An 18,681-nucleotide genomic window follows, 5' to 3' on the forward strand; every position below is an offset into this window, starting at 1 on the left:
AGACGATTGTCGACAATGTTCATTTTGTCTTTGACTGGGTACGTCTGTTTAGCTAGTTTTGGCGTAAGGTAATTGCAAGGTGTCGACAATATGCTGGACCTCAGCACGCCCAGCCCGGCAGAATCGGATGAAACGGAAACCTTGTCCGAGAATGTCTTCAGGCGTATCCAGGCGGCCATCGTAAAGGGGGAAATCGCCCCGGGCAGCAAGATCTCCGAGCCTGAGCTGGCGCGCACCTATGGCATCAGCCGCGGCCCGCTGCGTGAGGCCATTCACCGCCTGGAGGGCCAGCGGTTGCTGGTGCGGGTACCGCACGTCGGCGCGCGAGTGGTGTCGCTCAACCATGCCGAGCTTATCGAGCTGTACGAAATTCGCGAGTCGCTCGAAGGCATGGCCTGCCGCCTGGCCGCGGAGCGCATGAGCCAGCAGGACATCGACGAGCTGCGAAGGGTACTCGATACCCATGAGCGCGATGCCGCGTTCCAGGCCGGTGTCGGCTACTACCAGCAGGAAGGCGACTACGACTTCCATTACCGAATCATTCAGGGCAGCGGCAACCAGACCCTGGTCAAGATGCTCTGCGGCGAGCTGTACCAGCTGGTGCGCATGTACCGCATCCAGTTTTCCGCCACGCCCAACCGGCCGCGCCAGGCTTTTGCCGAGCACCACCGCATTCTCGACGCCATCGCCGACCGTGACGGCGAACTGGCCGAACTCCTGATGCGCCGCCACATCGGCGCGTCCAAGCGCAATATCGAGCGTCACTACCTGGACGCCAACAACAACAGCCCACGAGGTGAGAAATGACTGTGAAGAGCACACCCGGCCAGCGTTTTCGCGATGCCGTTGCCGCCGAGCACCCGCTTCAGGTGGTCGGCGCCATCAATGCCAACCATGCGTTGCTGGCCAAGCGTGCCGGGTTCAAGGCCATCTACCTGTCCGGTGGCGGTGTGGCCGCGGGCTCGCTGGGCCTGCCGGACCTGGGCATCAGCAACCTGGATGACGTGCTGACCGATGTGCGCCGCATCACCGACGTGTGCGACCTGCCGCTGCTGGTGGATGTCGACACCGGCTTCGGTGCCTCGGCCTTCAACGTTGCCCGTACCGTGCGCTCCATGAGCAAGTTCGGCGCTGCCGCCATCCATATCGAAGACCAGGTGGGAGCCAAGCGCTGCGGGCACCGCCCGAACAAGGAAATTGTGTCCCAGCAGGAAATGGTCGACCGCATCAAGGCGGCCGTGGATGCCCGCACCGACGACAGCTTCGTGATCATGGCGCGCACCGACGCCCTGGCGGTGGAAGGCCTGAACGCCGCCCTTGACCGCGCCGCCGCCTGCATCGAAGCCGGCGCCGACATGATCTTCCCCGAAGCCATCACCGAACTTGCAATGTACAAGACCTTCGCCGACCGGGTGAAGGCGCCGATCCTGGCCAACATCACCGAGTTTGGTGCCACGCCGCTGTACACCACCGAGGAACTGGCCTCGGTCGATGTGTCGCTGGTGCTGTACCCGCTGTCGGCGTTCCGCGCCATGAACAAGGCCGCCGAAAACGTGTACACCGCGCTGCGCCGCGACGGCACCCAGAAGAACGTGATCGACACCATGCAGACGCGCATGGAGCTTTACGATGCCATTGGTTACCACGCCTTCGAGCAGAGCCTGGATGCGTTGTTTGCGCAGAAGAAAGGGTAAGCCTGTGCTGGCGCCTCGCGGATAAATCCGCTCCTACAGGAACGCAACCGTTTGTAGGAGCGGATTCACCGATGCGTCGGACCGCCGCGATGAGGCCCAACAGGCAACACATTTCCATAACAATTCCAAGAAAGGAGAAACACCATGGCCGAAGCAAAAGTACTCAGTGGCGCAGGCCTGCGTGGCCAGGTGGCCGGCCAGACTGCCCTGTCGACCGTGGGCCAGGCCGGTGCCGGCCTGACCTACCGTGGCTACGACGTCCGTGACCTGGCCGCCGGCGCCGAGTTCGAAGAAGTCGCCTACCTGCTGCTTTATGGTGACCTGCCGGGCAAGGCCGAACTGGCTGACTACAAGCGCAAGCTCAAGGGCCTGCGTGACCTGCCCCAGGCGCTGAAGGAAGTGCTCGAGCGCATCCCTCGTGACGCCCACCCGATGGACGTGATGCGCACTGGCTGCTCAGTGCTGGGCACCCTGGAGCCCGAGCTGACCTTCGAATCCCAGCGCGAAAAAACCGACCGCCTGTTGGCGCTTTTCCCGGCGGTGATGTGCTACTGGTACCGCTTCACCCACCATGGCGTGCGCATCGATTGCACCAGCGACGAAGACACCCTGGGCGGCCACTTCCTGCACCTGCTGCACGGCAAGAAGCCGAGCGCCTTGCACGTCAAGGTCATGAACGTGTCGCTGATCCTCTACGCCGAGCACGAATTCAACGCGTCCACCTTCACGGCCCGGGTCTGCGCTTCGACCCTGTCCGACTTGTATTCCTGCGTCACCGCCGCCATCGGTTCGCTGCGCGGCCCGCTGCACGGCGGCGCCAACGAAGCAGCCATGGAGCTGATCGAACGCTTCCAGAGCCCGCAGGAAGCCACCGCCGAGCTGCTGCGCATGCTGGAGCGCAAAGACAAGATCATGGGCTTTGGCCATGCCATCTACAAAGAGTCCGACCCGCGCAACGAGGTGATCAAGGGCTGGTCGAAGCAGCTTGCGGACGAGGTGGGCGACAAGGTGCTGTACCCGGTCTCCGAAGCCATCGACAAGACCATGTGGGAGCAGAAGCGCCTGTTCCCCAACGCCGACTTCTACCATGCCTCGGCGTACCACTTCATGGGCATCCCGACCAAGCTGTTCACCCCGATCTTCGTCTGCTCGCGCCTGACCGGCTGGGCCGCGCACGTGTTCGAGCAGCGCGCCAACAACCGCATCATCCGCCCGAGCGCCGAGTATGTCGGCGTCGAGCAACGCCAGTTCGTGCCCATCGACCGGCGTTGAGATTGTTGGGGGCGCGCAGCGCCCCCAATGGCCTGACCTGCCTACCGAATACCGTGACCGAGCCTGATAACGATATGAACACTGCCTACCGCAAGCCCCTGCCAGGCACCACCCTGGACTATTTCGACGCCCGAGCAGCCGTCGAGGCCATCAAGCCGGGTGCCTACGACACCTTGCCATATACCTCCCGCGTGCTGGCCGAAAACCTGGTGCGCCGCTGTGACCCGGCCACCCTCGACGCCTCGCTGGGCCAACTGATCGAGCGCAAGCGCGACCTCGACTTCCCGTGGTTCCCGGCCCGCGTGGTGTGCCACGACATCCTTGGCCAGACCGCTCTGGTGGACCTGGCCGGCCTGCGCGACGCCATCGCCGACAAAGGCGGTGACCCGGCCCAGGTCAACCCGGTGGTGCCGGTGCAACTGATCGTCGACCATTCCCTGGCCGTGGAGTGTGGCGGTTTCGACCCGCAGGCGTTCGACAAGAACCGCGCCATCGAAGACCGGCGCAACGAAGACCGCTTCCATTTCATCAACTGGACCAAGAAGGCGTTCAAGAACGTCGATGTGATCCAGCCCGGCAACGGCATCATGCACCAGATCAACCTGGAGAAAATGTCGCCGGTCATTCACAACGACCATGGCGTGGCCTACCCGGACACCTGCGTCGGCACCGACAGCCACACCCCGCACGTCGATGCCCTGGGTGTGATCGCCATCGGCGTGGGTGGCCTTGAGGCCGAAAACGTCATGCTGGGCCGCGCCTCGTGGATGCGCCTGCCGGAAATCGTCGGCGTCGAGCTGACCGGCAAGCTGGCACCGAACATCACCGCCACCGACCTGGTGCTGGCCCTGACCGAGTTTTTGCGCAAGCAGAAGGTGGTAGGCGCCTACCTGGAGTTCCACGGCGAGGGCGCGCGTGCCCTGACCCTGGGCGACCGTGCAACCATCTCCAACATGGCCCCGGAGTACGGCGCCACGGCGGCGATGTTCGCCATCGACCAGCAGACCATCGACTACCTCAAGCTGACCGGGCGTGACGACCAGCAAGTGCAACTGGTGGAAACCTACGCCAAGGTCGCCGGCCTGTGGGCCGACAGCCTGGCCAAGGCCGAATACGAGCGCAGCCTGAGCTTTGACCTGTCGAGCGTGGTGCGCAACATGGCCGGCCCGTCCAACCCGCATGCCCGCGTGGCCACCAGCGAGCTGGCGGCCAAGGGCATCGCTGGCTCTTGGCAAGAAGTGCCGGGGCAGATGCCTGACGGCGCGGTGATCATCGCCGCCATCACCAGTTGCACCAACACCAGCAACCCGCGCAACGTGATTGCCGCAGGCCTGCTGGCGCGCAACGCCAACAAGCTTGGGCTGGCGCGCAAGCCGTGGGTGAAGTCGTCGCTGGCACCGGGCTCCAGGGCCGTGCAGCTTTACCTGGAAGAGGCCGGGCTGGAGCAGGAACTGGAGCGGTTGGGCTTCGGCATCGTCGCCTTCGCCTGCACTACCTGCAACGGCATGTCCGGCGCGCTGGACCCTGTGATCCAGCAGGAAATCATCGACCGCGACCTGTACGCCACCGCCGTGCTGTCGGGCAACCGCAACTTCGACGGGCGTATTCACCCCTATGCCAAGCAGGCCTTCCTGGCCTCGCCGCCGCTGGTGGTGGCGTACGCCATTGCCGGCACCATCCGCTTCGACATCGAAAAGGATGTGCTGGGCGTGGTTGATGGCAAGGAAATCCGCCTTAAGGACATCTGGCCCAGCGACGAAGAAATCGATGCCGTGGTGCGGGCGTCAGTCAAGCCGGAGCAGTTCCGCAAGGTGTACATCCCTATGTTCGCCGTCGAGGAAGACCGTGGGCCGAAAGTCGCACCGCTGTACGAATGGCGGCCGATGAGCACCTACATTCGCCGCCCTCCCTACTGGGAAGGCGCCCTGGCCGGTGAGCGCACGCTGCGCGGCATGCGCCCGCTGGCGGTGCTGCCGGACAACATCACCACCGACCACCTGTCGCCGTCCAACGCCATCCTGCTCGACAGCGCTGCCGGCGAGTACCTGGCGAAGATGGGCCTGCCGGAAGAGGACTTCAACTCCTACGCCACCCACCGTGGTGACCACCTGACCGCCCAGCGCGCCACCTTTGCCAACCCCAAGCTGTTCAACGAAATGGTGCGCAAGGACGATGGCAGCGTGAAGCAAGGCTCGCTGGCGCGGCTTGAGCCGGAAGGGAAGGTGACGCGCATGTGGGAAGCGATCGAGGCTTACATGGAGCGCAAGCAGCCGCTGATCATTGTTGCCGGTGCCGATTATGGCCAGGGCTCGTCGCGCGACTGGGCAGCCAAAGGCGTGCGCCTGGCGGGTGTCGAGGCCATCGTTGCCGAAGGCTTCGAGCGTATTCACCGCACCAACCTGGTGGGCATGGGCGTGTTGCCGCTGGAGTTCAAACCGGGCACTGACCGCAACACGCTGGGCCTGGATGGCAGCGAAACCTACGACGTGCTGGGTGAGCGCAAACCGCGGGCGACGTTGACACTGGTGGTGACACGGCGTGATGGCGAGCAGGTGGAAGTGCCGGTGACGTGCCGGTTGGATACGGCTGAAGAAGTGTCCATTTACGAGGCGGGCGGGGTGTTGCAGCGCTTTGCCCAGGATTTCCTTGAGGCGACGGCGTAGTTGATGGGGCCGCTTTGCGGCCCATCGCGGATTAATCCGCTCCTACAGGTGAGCGCAGCCTGTAGGAGCGGATTTATCCGCGATGGGCTGCAAAGCAGCCCCAATCGTCATTTGCATCCACAACAGGACAGCGCACCCATGGCACACCCCCCACAAATCCGAATCCCCGCCACCTACATGCGTGGCGGCACCAGCAAAGGCGTGTTCTTCCGCCTGCAAGACCTCCCCGAAGCAGCCCAGGCCCCCGGCCCGGCCCGTGATGCGCTGTTGCTGCGCGTAATCGGCAGCCCCGACCCCTACGCCAAGCAGATCGACGGCATGGGCGGCGCCACCTCCAGCACCAGCAAGACCGTAATCCTTGGCAAAAGCACCCGGCCCGACCACGACGTCGACTACCTGTTCGGCCAGGTCGCCATCGACAAGGCCTTCGTCGACTGGAGCGGCAATTGCGGCAACCTGTCGGCAGCAGTGGGTTCGTTTGCCATCAGCAATGGCCTGGTGAAGCCTGAGCGTATTCCACACAACGGCGTCGCCACCGTGCGCATCTGGCAGGCCAACATCGGCAAGAGCATCATTGCCCATGTGCCGATCACCGATGGCCAGGTGCAGGAAACCGGTGACTTCGAACTGGATGGCGTGACTTTCCCGGCTGCTGAAGTGCAGTTGGAGTTTCTTGACCCTGCCGCCGACGAAGACGGAGATGGCGGGGCGATGTTCCCCACGGGCCAATTGGTGGATGATCTGGAGGTACCCGGCATTGGTACGTTCAAGGCGACGTTGATCAATGCGGGTATCCCGACCATTTTCGTCAACGCTGCCGATATCGGTTACACCGGTACCGAGCTGCAGGATGCCATCAACGGTGACCCGCAGGCACTGGCGCGTTTCGAGACGATCCGTGCATATGGCGCCGTGCGCATGGGCCTGATCGAGCACGTCGATCAGGCCGCCGGGCGTCAGCACACGCCCAAAGTGGCTTTCGTTGCGCCGCCAAGCGCCTACACTGCGTCCAGTGGCAAAACGGTTGCCGCGGGTGACATCGACTTGCTGGTGCGGGCGTTGTCCATGGGCAAGCTGCACCACGCGATGATGGGGACCGCTGCGGTGGCCATCGGTACCGCCGCTGCCATTCCCGGCACGCTGGTCAACCTTGCCGCAGGTGGGGGCGAGCGCAGTGCGGTGCGCTTTGGGCACCCGTCCGGCACCTTGCGGGTCGGGGCCGAGGCGCGGCATGTGGATGGCGAATGGAGCGTGACAAAAGCAATCATGAGCCGCAGTGCTCGTGTGCTGATGGAGGGCTGGGTGAGGGTGCCTGGCGACAGTTTCTGAGGCACTGACAGCGCTTGGCTTTCGTTTGCAGGGGCCGCTTTGCGGCCCATCGCGGATGAATCCGCTCCTACAGAAGATAGGCGCTCTCCTGTAGGAGCGGATTTATCCGCGATGGGCTGCACGGCAGCCCCAGCATTTCCGAAGGGAGATAAAAATGAGCGCCAACGTAGACCTCAACGACCGCCCGGATTACGACACGGTCCTGCAAACCCTGGCCGACTACGCACTCACCTACCAGGTCGAGTCCCCCGAAGCCCTCAACACCGCCCGCAACTGCCTGATGGACACCCTCGGCTGCGGCCTGCTGGCCCTGCGCTTTCCCGAATGCAGCAAACACCTCGGCCCCCTGGTAGAAGGCACCATCGTCCCCCATGGCGCCCGCGTGCCCGGCACCTCATACCGCCTCGACCCGGTCAAGGCGGCCTGGGACATCGGCTGCACCGTGCGCTGGCTCGACTACAACGACACCTGGCTTGCCGCCGAGTGGGCACACCCCTCCGACAACCTCGGGGGCATCCTGGCGGTGGCCGACCACTTGTCGCAAAAGCGCGTGGCCAACGGCGAGCTGCCGCTGCGCATGCGCGACGTGCTGGCGGCCATGGTCATGGCGCACGAAGTGCAGGGTGTGCTGGCGCTGGAAAACTCGTTCAACCGGGTGGGCCTGGACCATGTGATTCTGGTGAAGGTGGCCTCCACCGCCGTGTGCGCCAGGTTGATGGGCGCCAATCGCGAGCAGATGCTGTCGGCCTTGTCCCACGCCTTCGTCGACGGCCAGGCCTTGCGCACCTATCGCCACGCGCCCAATGCCGGGTCGCGAAAGTCGTGGGCGGCGGGCGATGCTTCCAGCCGCGGCGTGCGCCTGGCCGATATCGCCATGCGCGACGAAATGGGTGTGCCTGGTGTGCTCACTGCACCCCAATGGGGGTTTTACGAGGTGTCGTTCAGCCACACCAACAAGGATTTGGCGCTCAAACCTGCGGGGCAGTACGAGTTGCGTATCCCGCAGGCGCTGGGCAGCTATGTGATGGAAAACGTGCTGTTCAAGGTCAGCTTCCCGGCCGAGTTCCATGCCCAGACGGCCTGCGAGGCAGCGGTGCTGTTGCACCGGCAGGTGCGCAACCGGCTGCATGAGGTCGACCGCATCGTGATCACCACTCAGGAATCGGCGATCCGCATCATTTCCAAGGTCGGCCCGCTGGCCAATGCCGCCGACCGCGACCATTGCCTGCAGTACATGGTGGCGGTGCCGCTGATTTTCGGGCACTTGGTGGCCGAGCATTACGAAGATGCCTTCCATGCCGCCCACCCCAGTATCGACCGGCTGCGCGAGAAGATGGAGGTGGTGGAAGACCCGCGTTTCAGCCGCGAGTACCTGGAGCCGGACAAGCGCTCGATTGCCAACGCCGTGCAGGTGTTTTTCAAAGACGGCACGAGCACTGAGCAGGTGGTGGTGGAATACCCGGTTGGACATCGGCGGCGGCGGGAGGAGGGGATACCGTTGCTGGAGGCCAAGTTCAGGGAAAACCTGGCAACGCGCTTTGTACCGCAGCGATGTGAGCGGATTTTTGCGTTGTGCAAGGATCAGCAGCAGTTGGAAGGGATGGCGGTGCAGGGGTTTGTGGATTTGTTCGTGATTTGAGGTTGCCCGTACCGGCCCTATCGCGGATAAATCCGCTCCTACAAGGGCGGTGTAGGAGCGGATTTATCCGCGATAGGGCCCGCACAGGCAAAACAAAAAACCCCGGCATTTCTGCCGGGGCTTTTCTTTTACAGCTTACAGCTCAGCTTACGCCTGAACCACAGGGATCTTGGCGTTGGCAGCCGCTTCGCGGAACTCGGCGATCTGGTCGAAGCTCAGGTAGCGGTAAACGTCGGCAGCCATGCTGTCGATGTCTTTCGCGTACTGCATGTACTCTTCAACGGTCGGCAGCTTGCCGATGATCGAAGCCACAGCAGCCAGCTCGGCCGATGCCAGGTACACGTTGGTGGCGTCGCCCAGGCGGTTCGGGAAGTTACGGGTCGAGGTGGAAACCACGGTCGAACCGGTCTGCACACGTGCCTGGTTACCCATGCACAGCGAGCAGCCTGGCATTTCCATGCGCGCACCGGCCTTGCCGTAGATGCCGTAGTAGCCTTCTTCGGTCAGCTGGTGGGCGTCCATCTTGGTTGGCGGGGCCAGCCACAGACGGGTAGGGATGCCGCCCTTGACCTTGTCCAGCAGCTTGCCGGCAGCGCGGAAGTGGCCGATGTTGGTCATGCACGAACCGATGAACACTTCGTCGATCTTCTCGCCCTGTACCGAAGACAGCAGGCGGGCATCGTCCGGGTCGTTCGGCGCACAGAGCACAGGCTCTTTGACGTCGGCCAGGTCGATTTCGATGATTTCGGCGTACTCGGCATCGGCGTCGGCCGACAGCAGCTCAGGCTTGGCCAGCCAGGCTTCCATGGCCTGGGCGCGACGCTCCAGGGTGCGTGGGTCGCCGTAGCCTTCGCCGATCATCCAGCGCAGCAGGGTGATGTTGGACTGCAGGTACTCGGCAATGGCCTTCTCTGGCAGCTTGATGGTGCAACCGGCAGCGGAACGCTCGGCCGAGGCGTCGGACAGCTCGAACGCTTGCTCGACGGTCAGTTCGTCCAGGCCTTCGATTTCCAGGATGCGGCCGGAGAAGGCGTTTTTCTTGCCTTTCTTCTCGACGGTCAGCAGGCCTTTCTGGATGGCGTAGTAAGGGATGGCATGCACCAGGTCACGCAGGGTGATGCCGGGTTGCAGTTTGCCCTTGAAGCGCACCAGGATCGACTCTGGCATGTCCAGCGGCATGACGCCGGTGGCGGCGGCGAAGGCCACCAGGCCGGAACCGGCCGGGAACGAGATGCCGATCGGGAAACGGGTGTGCGAGTCACCACCGGTGCCGACAGTGTCCGGCATCAGCATGCGGTTCAGCCAGCTGTGGATGATGCCGTCGCCCGGGCGCAGCGACACGCCGCCACGGGTGCGGATGAAGTCTGGCAGGGTGTGGTGGGTGGTGACGTCGATCGGCTTCGGATACGCCGCGGTGTGGCAGAAGGACTGCATCACCAGGTCAGCCGAGAAGCCCAGGCACGCCAGGTCTTTCAGCTCGTCACGGGTCATCGGGCCAGTGGTGTCCTGGGAACCGACGGTGGTCATCTTCGGCTCGCAGTAGGCACCTGGGCGTACGCCCTGGCCTTCTGGCAGGCCGCAGGCACGGCCGACCATTTTTTGCGCCAGGGTGAAGCCCTTGCCGGTGTCGGCAGGTTGCTCTGGCTTCTTGAACAGGTCCGATGGGCCCTGGCCGAGTTCGGCACGGGCTTTTTCGGTCAGGCCACGGCCGACGATCAGCGGGATACGGCCGCCAGCGCGGACTTCATCCAGCAGCACTTCGGTTTTCAGCTCGAAGCTGGTCACCAGCTCGTCGCTGCCGTGGCGGCGAACTTCACCTTTGTACGGGTACACGTCGATGACGTCGCCCATGGCCAGGTTGGTGCAGTCGAATTCGATCGGCAGGGCGCCGGCGTCTTCCATGGTGTTGTAGAAGATCGGGGCGATTTTGGTGCCGAAGCAGAAGCCACCGGCGCGCTTGTTCGGCACGTACGGGATGTCGTCACCGAAGAACCACAGCACCGAGTTGGTGGCGGATTTACGCGAGGAACCGGTACCGACCACGTCACCGACGTAGGCAACCGGGAAGCCTTTGGCCTTGACCGCTTCGATCTGGGCCAGCGGGCCGACCGAACCTGGCTGCGAAGGCTCGATGCCGTCGCGGGCCATTTTCAGCATGGCCAAGGCGTGCAGCGGGATGTCAGGGCGCGACCAGGCGTCCGGGGCAGGGGACAGGTCGTCGGTGTTGGTTTCGCCAGGCACCTTGAACACGGTCAGGGTGTACTTGTCGGCGATGGCCGGGCGGGCGGTGAACCACTCGCCGGCAGCCCAGGAGGCCAGCACGGCCTTGGCGTGGGCGTTGCCCGCCTTGGCTTTCTCGGCCACGTCGTGGAAGGCATCGAACATCAGCAGGGTGTGCTTGAGCTGTTCGGCCGCGACGGCGCCCAGTTCGGCGTCATCCAGCAGTGCGACCAGCGTTTCGATGTTGTAGCCGCCCTGCATGGTGCCCAGCAGCTCGGTGGCGTGCTTGCGGTCGATCAGCGGGGATTGGGCTTCGCCTTTGGCGACGGCGGACAGGAAAGCGGCTTTGACGTAGGCAGCTTCGTCGACCCCTGGCGGAATGCGGTTGGTGACCAGGTCTACGAGGAAGGCTTCTTCGCCGGCCGGCGGGTTTTTCAGCAGCTCGACCAGGCCTGCAGTTTGTTCGGCGTTCAGCGGCTGGGGCACGATACCCAGGGCGGCACGCTCTTCGATGTGTTTGCGGTAGGCTTCAAGCACAGTTATTACCCTCATCAGTGGTCCCTAAAGGGAGTCCGGGACGCTCATCCAGCATTCGATGCACCCATGCGCTGCCACGGCTTTGTGGGCCGCCCAGCCAGAGTCGCAAAGAATCCTTACAGAAGCTGCTTTCAAAGTTTTACGCCTGCAGAACGGGGAGCTGATGAGGGCTGGCGCGGGCATGCGAGGGGTGCATGGCCCGGGCCAACGCCGTTCTACCGGATTAACTGTGCTCGTGACGCTTTGAAAACAGCTTCCAACGGACATTGTTGCCTTTGAAAAGGCGGGATGATTCTACGGCAAAAAAAGCCCGAAGGTAAGGCGCTGAACATGACTTTAACGGGTGACCCTGGTTAGACAAAGGGCTAACATGGCCCGGTGTTCCCCCGCCAAGCCGTTGTTTCCCAATGTCCAACCAGTCCATCAAAACCCCTTGCGTCGGCCTCTGTTCCACTGTTTACGGGGACACCGTGTGCCGTGGCTGCAAGCGTTTTCACCACGAAGTGATCAACTGGAACGGTTATGACGACGAGCAGAAGCGCGCCGTGTGGCTACGCCTTGAGCAGTTGCTGGTGCAGGTGATGATGGCCAAGCTCGAAGTGTTCGACAAAAACCTGCTGCGCCAACAATTGCAGCAGCGCTCGATCCGCTTTGTGGAGCATCAGTCGGAATATTGCTGGGCGTACCAGCTGATTGCCCGCGGGGCGCGGATGATCCGTGAGCTGGAGGCCTACGGGATGGTGTTGCTGCCGGAGTTTCGCGACTGGGAACTGCCGCAGTTGCGCGATGCCATCGACCGGGAGTTTTTCCTGTTGTCGGAGGCGCATTACCAGCGCTATATCGCGCCGAGCTTTTTGCGCGATGCGATGGACCAGGGCTAAAGCCTATGAGGCCGCATCGCGGATAAATCCGCTCCTACAGGACGCATACCGTTGTAGGAGCGGATTTATCCGCGATGAAGCCAACCAATATCCGGCTCAATCCCCAGTGTATTCACACCCGCTGGTGCAGGTTTCATGAATCCGCACCTTGGACAACTCGGGCATCAACGGCTTGACCTGCTCCCAGATCCACTTGGCGATCACTTCACTGGTCGGGTTTTCCAGGCCAGGGATGTCGTTCAGGTAGTTGTGGTCCAGTTGCTCGTAGATCGGCTTGAAGATCGCCTTCACCTCGGCAAAGTCGCGGATCCAGCCGGTGTGCGGGTCGAGCGGGCCGGTCAGGTGCAGGCCGACCTTGAACGAGTGGCCATGCAGGCGGCCGCATTTGTGCCCTTCAGGCACGTGGGGCAGGCGGTGGGCCGATTCGAATGTGAATTCCTTAAAGATTTCCACGCTGTCATAACTCTATGTGAATCAACAATGCGCGCAGTCTACCAGTATGCCCGCTACAAGGCTTGCAACCGTTCATGCAGCCGCCCGGTGGCGATCAGCTCCAGCAACTCGTCCCCCAGCCGCTGGCTCTCGGCAATGGCCTTGTACCAGTAGCGCTTGCGGCTGGGCGCATCGCCCATGAAACGCTTGAAGTCGTTGCGGTCGGGCAGCTTGCCAAAGGGCAGGGCGGCCAGGTACTGCGGCGACGGGGTCATCAGCAGCACGTTCTGCAGGCGCGTGGCGTCGCCTTTGCGCCACGGCAGGGCCTTGTCGAACCAGCCCGGCACCACCTTGTCGGTGAAGTGCGGGTACAGCACCAGGTCGTCGCCCCGGTAAGGCAGGTCGAGGTGGTAGTCCAGCAGCCCGCCGTCGCGGTAGGTGCCGGCACCGGCGCCGGGGATGTCGCGCACGCCTTCCATCACCATGGGGATCGAGCCCGAGGCCAGCAGGGCATGGCGCAGGTTGGCCAGGTCCAGCGGCAGGCACCGCGACGGGAAGTCGGTCAGCGCGTCGAGCGGCGGCTCGGCGCGCTGGTCGTGCAGGATCACCCGCTCGAAATGCCGGCCCAGGCGTGCGCGGCCCAGCAGGTTGCTGGCGATGACCGAACCCAGCCCCATGCCCAGCCGGCCACGGTGGTCGTGGGCGAGTTGGCCGTGGCTTTTGACCACCAGAATGTTCAGGCGGTAATGCCGGTTGGCAAGGATCTGCCCGTCGCGGCCCTGCAGCAGGTCGTCGAGCATGCGCTGGCAACTGTGGCTGATCTGGGCCGGGGTCACGCCCTTGGCAAAATCCTGCTCGGTGTACAGCTCGCCCAGGCGGCGGATGCCGGCGACCGTGTCGTCCAGGCACGCGCTGGCGAAGCGCCAGGAGCCGATCGAGGCGCCGATCAGCGAGCGTTGGCGGGGCGCCGACGGCAGCCATTCACCGAACAGCGCCAGGTCCAGGCCCTGAATGCCCAACGGCTTGGGGCCGCCCGCGGCACCGGGCAGCACGCCGACGTCCTCGGCCCGCAAACCCCGCTCGCGAATCTGGCGCAGCGCGCGTTGGCCGGCCTTGAAGGTGAGGGCGGGGTATTTGATGTGAATGGCGCTCATGGCGGACCTCGCGGGCTACAAGCGGGTCATTATAGGGCCTGATCCCGGTTGGCGGGCTGCGCTATCATGGCGCCTGCACGTTTCAGGTTGAATTAAGGACCGCTGGTTAGTCTTAACTCCGTAGACAACTTGCACATCGCTCAGGAGACACCCCATGAAAACCTTGACTGCCCTGTTCACCGCCGCTGCCCTTGCCCTGGGTGCCAATGCCGCCTTTGCCAAAGACGTCCAGCCGGACGAAGTGGTGAAGCTGGTCAACGCCAAGACCATCAAGTCGCTGGACGAGCTCAAAGCCGCCGCCGTGGCCAAGCACCCCGGCGCCACTGTCACCGACTCGGAGCTTGAGGACGAGTACGGCCGCTACATCTACAAGGTCGAACTGCGTGATGCCCAGAACGTCGAGTGGGACGTGGACCTGGACGCCAAGACCGGTGAAGTGCTCAAGGACGAACAGGACCGCTGATGATCCACTTGCCCCGGCCAGCGCGATACCTGGCGCTGTCATTGCTGGCCGTTTGCTCCCTGGCTGCCGCCCGTGACCTGGACCAGGATGAAGCCCTGAAGTTGCGCCAGAAGGGTGTCATCCTGCCGCTCGAGCAACTGCTGGAAGCCGCCCTGGGGCGTTACCCCGGGGCGCGCTTGCTGGAGGCCGAGCTGGAAGAAGACGACGACCGCTACGAATATGAAGTGGAATTGCTGACCACGGACGGCGTGGTGCGCGAAATCAAGCTCGATGCCAGCTCTGGTGCCCTGCTCAAAGACGAGGAAGACGATTGATATGCGCCTGTTGCTAGTCGAGGACAACGTGCCGCTGGCCGATGAGCTGACCACCGCTCTGCAGCGCCAGGGCTACGCCGTGGACTGGCTGGCCGATGGCCGCGATGCGGTGTACCAGGGCCAGAGCGAACCCTATGACCTGATCATCCTCGACCTCGGCCTGCCCGGGGTGCCGGGGCTGGAGGTGCTGGCACAATGGCGTGCGGCCAGCCTGGCCACGCCGGTGCTGATCCTTACCGCACGCGGCTCGTGGGCCGAGCGCATCGAGGGGCTGAAGGCCGGTGCCGACGACTACCTGAGCAAACCCTTCCACCCCGAAGAGCTGCAATTGCGCATTCAGGCACTGTTGCGCCGGGCCCGTGGCCTGGCCAACCAGCCCACGCTGGAAGCGGCCGGCCTGCACCTGGACGAAAGCCGCCAGTGCGTGAGCCGTGATGGGGTCGACATCCAGCTGACGGCGGCCGAATTCCGCCTGCTGCGTTACTTCATGCTGCACCCGCAGCAGATCCTGTCGAAAAGCCACCTGGCCGAGCACCTGTACGACGGCGAAACCGAGCGTGATTCCAACGTGCTGGAAGTGCACGTCAACCACCTGCGCCGCAAACTGGGCCGCAGCGTCATCGAAACCCGTCGCGGGCAAGGCTACATCTACGCGGGGAGCACCGGGTGAAGTCGATCCAGGCTCGCCTGAGCCTGGGCCTGGTGGCCGTGCTGGTGGTGGTCGGCGTGGTGCTGGCGCAACTGACCCTGTGGCTGTTCGAGGCCGGCTTGCAGCGCTACCTGGAAAACGGCCTGCGCAAGGAAAGCGAAAACCTGCTGGTGGCGCTGGTGCGCGGGCCGTCCGGCCTGCAACTGGATGAGCGGCGCGTGTCTGCCGCGTATCAGCGGCCGTTTTCCGGTTATTACTTCCGCATCGATTTCGACCAGGGCACCTGGCGTTCGCGCTCGTTGTGGGACCTGGACATGCCCAAACCCTCGGCGCCGGGTTTGTCCGACAGCCACGAGCTGGGCCCGGAAGGCCAGCAGTTGCTGGCGCTGCGTGCCGACTACCGGCGCCTGGGGCAGGACATTTCGATCAGCGTGGCGCAGGATTACTCGCCTGTGCGCCAGGGCTTCCGGCGCCTGCAGCAAATCGGCCTGGGCATGGGCGCGGTGGCGTTGCTGCTGGTGCTGGTGCTGCAGCGCATCACGGTCACCCGCTCGCTGCGCCCGCTGGAGCGTGCGCGCCAGCAGATCGCCCAGCTGCAGCAGGGCAAGCGCTCGCAACTCGACGCCGAAGTGCCCAGCGAACTGGCGCCGCTGGTCAACCAGATTAACCACCTGCTCAGTCACACCGAAGACAGCCTGCGCCGCTCGCGCAACGCGCTGGGTAACCTGGGCCATGCTCTGAAAACGCCGTTGGCGGTACTGTTGAGCCTGGCCTCCAGCGAGCGTCTGAAAGACCAGCCCGAGGTGTGCGAGCAACTGCGTGAGCAGTTGCAGCAGATCCAGCAACGGCTGGCGCGCGAGTTGAACCGTGCGCGGCTGGCAGGCGATGCGCTGCCTGGCGCGCAGTTCGATTGTGATGCCGAATTGCCGGGGCTACTGGCGACGCTGGGCATGATCCATGGCGAAGGCCTGTTGCTGGCGCGCGATGTGCCACCCGGGTTGCAGCTGCCCTGGGACCGTGAAGACGTGCTGGAGCTGCTCGGCAACCTGCTGGACAACGCCTGCAAGTGGGCCGACAGCGAGGTGCGGCTGAGCATTGCGCCCATCACCGATGGCTACCGGCTATGGGTGGACGACGATGGCCCTGGGATCCCGGAGGGCCAGCGCTTGCAGGTGCTGGAGCGCGGATCGCGGCTGGATGAACAGGTCGACGGGCACGGTTTGGGGTTAGGTATCGTGCGTGACATCGTAGAGGCCTGGGGCGGGCAGCTGGCGCTGCTGGACAGCCCGACGGGCGGGTTGCGGGTGAGTATCGAGTTGCCACGGCGGCGCTGAACAAGCGCGTTGCATGAAAATAATTGCAGCCACCGCGCATTATTTTGAATTGGCCCACCGCACCCCAGGCCCGGCACAATCCGCGTCACAAACCTGTTCAAACAATCAAGAATTCATCCCCCCATGCACCGCTTTTTACCTGCCTCCCTGAACATCCCGCCCAGGCAATGGCTGCGCGCCAGCCTCGGCGCTCTCATCGCCCTGTTTCTGGCCGGCTGGCTCACCAGCCTGGCCTTCGGCCCAACTATTGCCCTGCACCTGCTCGGCCCCCTGGCTGCTTCGGCGGTGCTGGTGTTTGCCGTGCACTCCGGCCCGTTGGCGCAACCCTGGCCGGTGCTGGGCAGCTACGCGCTGGCCGGTGTGGTGGGCCTGGCCATGCGTGAAGGCCTGGGTAGCGAACTGTGGGTAGCGGCAGCGGCGCTGGGCATTTCGCTACTGGTGATGTGCCTGCTGCGTTGCCTGCACCCACCGGGCGGGGGCGTGGCGGTAAGTGCCGTGCTGGCCGATTCGGGGCTGACGGCGATGGGCGATCACTTGCTCGAGCCAATCCTGCTCAATGCGCTGATCCTGGTCATCGTAGCGGTGATCTATAACCGCCTCACTGGTGTGCGTTACCCCAAAGGCCCATTGCCGCGCAAGGAGGCTCACCACACCCACGACCCGCTGCCCGGCGAACGGGTAGGCGTCAGCGGCGCCGACCTCGATCAGGCGCTTGAAGAACTAGGCGAATTCGTCGACGTCAGCCGCGACGAACTGGAACGCATCATCATGGCCACCGAACAGCACGCCCTGCGGCGCAGCCTCGGCGGCATCACCGCCGCTTCAGTGATGGCCCGTGACGTACAGTTTGCCTCGCCCGACACCACCCTGCACCAAGCCTGGCAAATGCTCACCGCCCATCACCTGAAAACCCTGCCGATCCTGCAGCAGGGCAAGCTGGTTGGCATCGTCAGCCTCAGCGACCTGGTGGGCCCGGCCATGCAGCAGGGGCGCTTCAATTGGCGTGGCCTGTGGCGCCGCAAGCCCGTGCGCATGGCCCAGGTGATGAGCCGGCAAATCACCAGTGTGGGTAGCCAGTACCCGCTGGAGCGCCTGTTGCCGTTGCTGTGCGAGCAGGGCCTGCACTGCCTGCCGGTGGTGGACGGCGAACAATTGGTGGGCGTGGTCACCCAGACCGACCTGATTGCCGGCCTCAAGCGGCAATTGCTCAGCCGCGCTTCAGATCAACGGGTCCCAGCGCTGTGACCAGTCGCTGACGCCATCCGCCACCAGCCGGCGCAACACGGCAAAGGCCTGCTGCAGCGCTTCGCTGTCGCGCTCGCGCGGGTACACCAGGTACGTCGGGTAAGTGAACTCGGGCGCCTGCGGCACCCGCTCGAACACGCCGCTGTCCAGGTAGGCCTGCACCACGCGGGTACGGAAGTAACCGCTGCCGCCCTGGTCCAGAATGAATTGCAAGGCCAGCGGCCCGAGGTTGAAGCTCAGCGCCGGGCGCGCGCAGTCGGGCAGGGCGGCGTCGTGCTGGCGCCGGAAAGCCTCGCCCCAGTCGATGTACACGTACGGCTCGGGCCGGTCGACCCGGCGCACGCGAATCAGTTTTTCCTCCATCAATTGTTCCACCTGCAGGCCCGGCCCGTAAGTCGGCTGGTAAACCAGCGCGGCATCCAGCAGGCCCATCTCCACCCGGCGCAGCAGCCCTTCGCCATCACTGACTTCGCTACGAATGGCATGGCTGGGCAGCTCACGGTGCAAGGCGCTGACCCAGTCGAGCAGCATCGGGTTGCCCAGGCTAACCTCGGCGCCCACGTGCAGCACTTGCTGGCACCCCTGTGGCAACGGCAGGTCGCGGCACGCGGCTTCCCAGGTTTGCACCAGCTGGTTGGCATAGCTGACAAAGGCCTCACCATCGCTGGTCAGGCTGGCGCCGTGACGGCTGCGCACGAACAGCTGGCAACCCAGTTGCTGCTCCAGCCGCTGCACCCGCGCGGTGATGGCGGTTTGTGACACGAACAGGCGTTCTGCGGCGGCCACCAGGCTTCCGCAACGTACGATTTCCAGAAAGGTTCGGGCCTGATCGATGTCCATGGGCTGCTCGGTGGA

General features: G+C 64.1%; 16 protein-coding genes. 12 read left to right on the forward strand and 4 right to left on the reverse strand.

The window, feature by feature from the left end; genetic code table 11:
* Window positions 1-90 precede the first annotated feature (90 nt).
* From PVV54_RS08780 to prpD, 6 genes are all read left to right on the forward strand, one after another.
* Window positions 91-807: a GntR family transcriptional regulator gene (locus PVV54_RS08780; RefSeq protein ID WP_274909546.1), complete on the forward strand. Its 717-nt coding sequence runs from the start codon at window positions 91-93 to the stop codon at window positions 805-807.
* Entirely contained in the window at window positions 804-1,694 is an 891-nt protein-coding gene (gene prpB / locus PVV54_RS08785; RefSeq protein WP_274909547.1) for a methylisocitrate lyase, read from the forward strand. The genes PVV54_RS08780 and prpB overlap by 4 nt, the downstream gene beginning before the upstream one ends.
* A gap of 144 nt (window positions 1,695-1,838) precedes the next feature.
* Entirely contained in the window at window positions 1,839-2,966 is a 1,128-nt protein-coding gene (prpC, locus tag PVV54_RS08790) for a bifunctional 2-methylcitrate synthase/citrate synthase (RefSeq protein WP_274909548.1), read from the forward strand.
* Between the two features lie 74 nt (window positions 2,967-3,040).
* Window positions 3,041-5,629: a Fe/S-dependent 2-methylisocitrate dehydratase AcnD gene (gene acnD / locus PVV54_RS08795; protein WP_274909549.1), complete on the forward strand. Its 2,589-nt coding sequence runs from the start codon at window positions 3,041-3,043 to the stop codon at window positions 5,627-5,629.
* Between the two features lie 138 nt (window positions 5,630-5,767).
* Window positions 5,768-6,958 (forward strand): 2-methylaconitate cis-trans isomerase PrpF, encoded by a 1,191-nt coding sequence (gene prpF / locus PVV54_RS08800; protein ID WP_274909550.1) that lies wholly within the window; start codon window positions 5,768-5,770, stop codon window positions 6,956-6,958.
* A gap of 154 nt (window positions 6,959-7,112) precedes the next feature.
* On the forward strand, window positions 7,113-8,597 hold the full coding sequence (prpD, locus tag PVV54_RS08805) for a 2-methylcitrate dehydratase (protein WP_274909551.1): 1,485 nt from the start codon (window positions 7,113-7,115) through the stop codon (window positions 8,595-8,597).
* A 147-nt stretch (window positions 8,598-8,744) separates the two neighbouring features.
* Here prpD and acnB read toward each other — a convergent pair whose 3' ends face one another.
* On the reverse strand, window positions 8,745-11,354 hold the full coding sequence (gene acnB / locus PVV54_RS08810; protein WP_274910410.1) for a bifunctional aconitate hydratase 2/2-methylisocitrate dehydratase: 2,610 nt from the start codon (window positions 11,352-11,354) through the stop codon (window positions 8,745-8,747).
* 407 nt (window positions 11,355-11,761) lie between these two features.
* On the opposite strand from acnB, the gene PVV54_RS08815 reads away from it, so the two are divergent.
* Window positions 11,762-12,235: a DUF1289 domain-containing protein gene (locus tag PVV54_RS08815; protein WP_274909552.1), complete on the forward strand. Its 474-nt coding sequence runs from the start codon at window positions 11,762-11,764 to the stop codon at window positions 12,233-12,235.
* 96 nt (window positions 12,236-12,331) lie between these two features.
* Here PVV54_RS08815 and queD read toward each other — a convergent pair whose 3' ends face one another.
* A complete protein-coding gene (gene queD / locus PVV54_RS08820; protein WP_043202104.1) occupies window positions 12,332-12,688 on the reverse strand; it encodes a 6-carboxytetrahydropterin synthase QueD in 357 nt (118 codons plus the stop codon).
* 53 nt (window positions 12,689-12,741) lie between these two features.
* Window positions 12,742-13,821, reverse strand: a complete 1,080-nt coding sequence (locus tag PVV54_RS08825; protein WP_274909553.1) for a patatin-like phospholipase family protein — start codon at window positions 13,819-13,821, stop codon at window positions 12,742-12,744.
* A 154-nt stretch (window positions 13,822-13,975) separates the two neighbouring features.
* Here PVV54_RS08825 and PVV54_RS08830 point away from each other — a divergent pair, with 154 nt between their 5' ends.
* From PVV54_RS08830 to PVV54_RS08850, 5 genes are all read left to right on the forward strand, one after another.
* Window positions 13,976-14,284: a PepSY domain-containing protein gene (locus PVV54_RS08830; RefSeq protein WP_274909554.1), complete on the forward strand. Its 309-nt coding sequence runs from the start codon at window positions 13,976-13,978 to the stop codon at window positions 14,282-14,284.
* Window positions 14,284-14,598: a PepSY domain-containing protein gene (locus tag PVV54_RS08835; RefSeq protein WP_274909555.1), complete on the forward strand. Its 315-nt coding sequence runs from the start codon at window positions 14,284-14,286 to the stop codon at window positions 14,596-14,598. The genes PVV54_RS08830 and PVV54_RS08835 overlap by 1 nt, the downstream gene beginning before the upstream one ends.
* A 1-nt stretch (window position 14,599) precedes the next feature.
* Window positions 14,600-15,268: a response regulator transcription factor gene (locus tag PVV54_RS08840; RefSeq protein WP_274909556.1), complete on the forward strand. Its 669-nt coding sequence runs from the start codon at window positions 14,600-14,602 to the stop codon at window positions 15,266-15,268.
* Window positions 15,265-16,581: an ATP-binding protein gene (locus tag PVV54_RS08845; protein ID WP_274909557.1), complete on the forward strand. Its 1,317-nt coding sequence runs from the start codon at window positions 15,265-15,267 to the stop codon at window positions 16,579-16,581. The genes PVV54_RS08840 and PVV54_RS08845 overlap by 4 nt, the downstream gene beginning before the upstream one ends.
* A 123-nt stretch (window positions 16,582-16,704) precedes the next feature.
* Window positions 16,705-17,826 (forward strand): HPP family protein, encoded by a 1,122-nt coding sequence (locus tag PVV54_RS08850; RefSeq protein WP_274909558.1) that lies wholly within the window; start codon window positions 16,705-16,707, stop codon window positions 17,824-17,826.
* On the opposite strand, the gene PVV54_RS08855 is transcribed toward PVV54_RS08850, so the two are convergent.
* Window positions 17,800-18,666 carry a LysR family transcriptional regulator gene (locus PVV54_RS08855; protein WP_274909559.1) on the reverse strand — a complete coding sequence of 289 codons (867 nt, stop codon included), beginning with the start codon at window positions 18,664-18,666 and terminating at the stop codon, window positions 17,800-17,802. The two genes, PVV54_RS08850 and PVV54_RS08855, sit on opposite strands and share 27 nt — an antisense overlap.
* Window positions 18,667-18,681: the final 15 nt, after the last annotated feature.

The organism is Pseudomonas sp. PSKL.D1 (assembly GCF_028898945.1).
In the GTDB taxonomy this organism is placed as follows: domain Bacteria; phylum Pseudomonadota; class Gammaproteobacteria; order Pseudomonadales; family Pseudomonadaceae; genus Aquipseudomonas.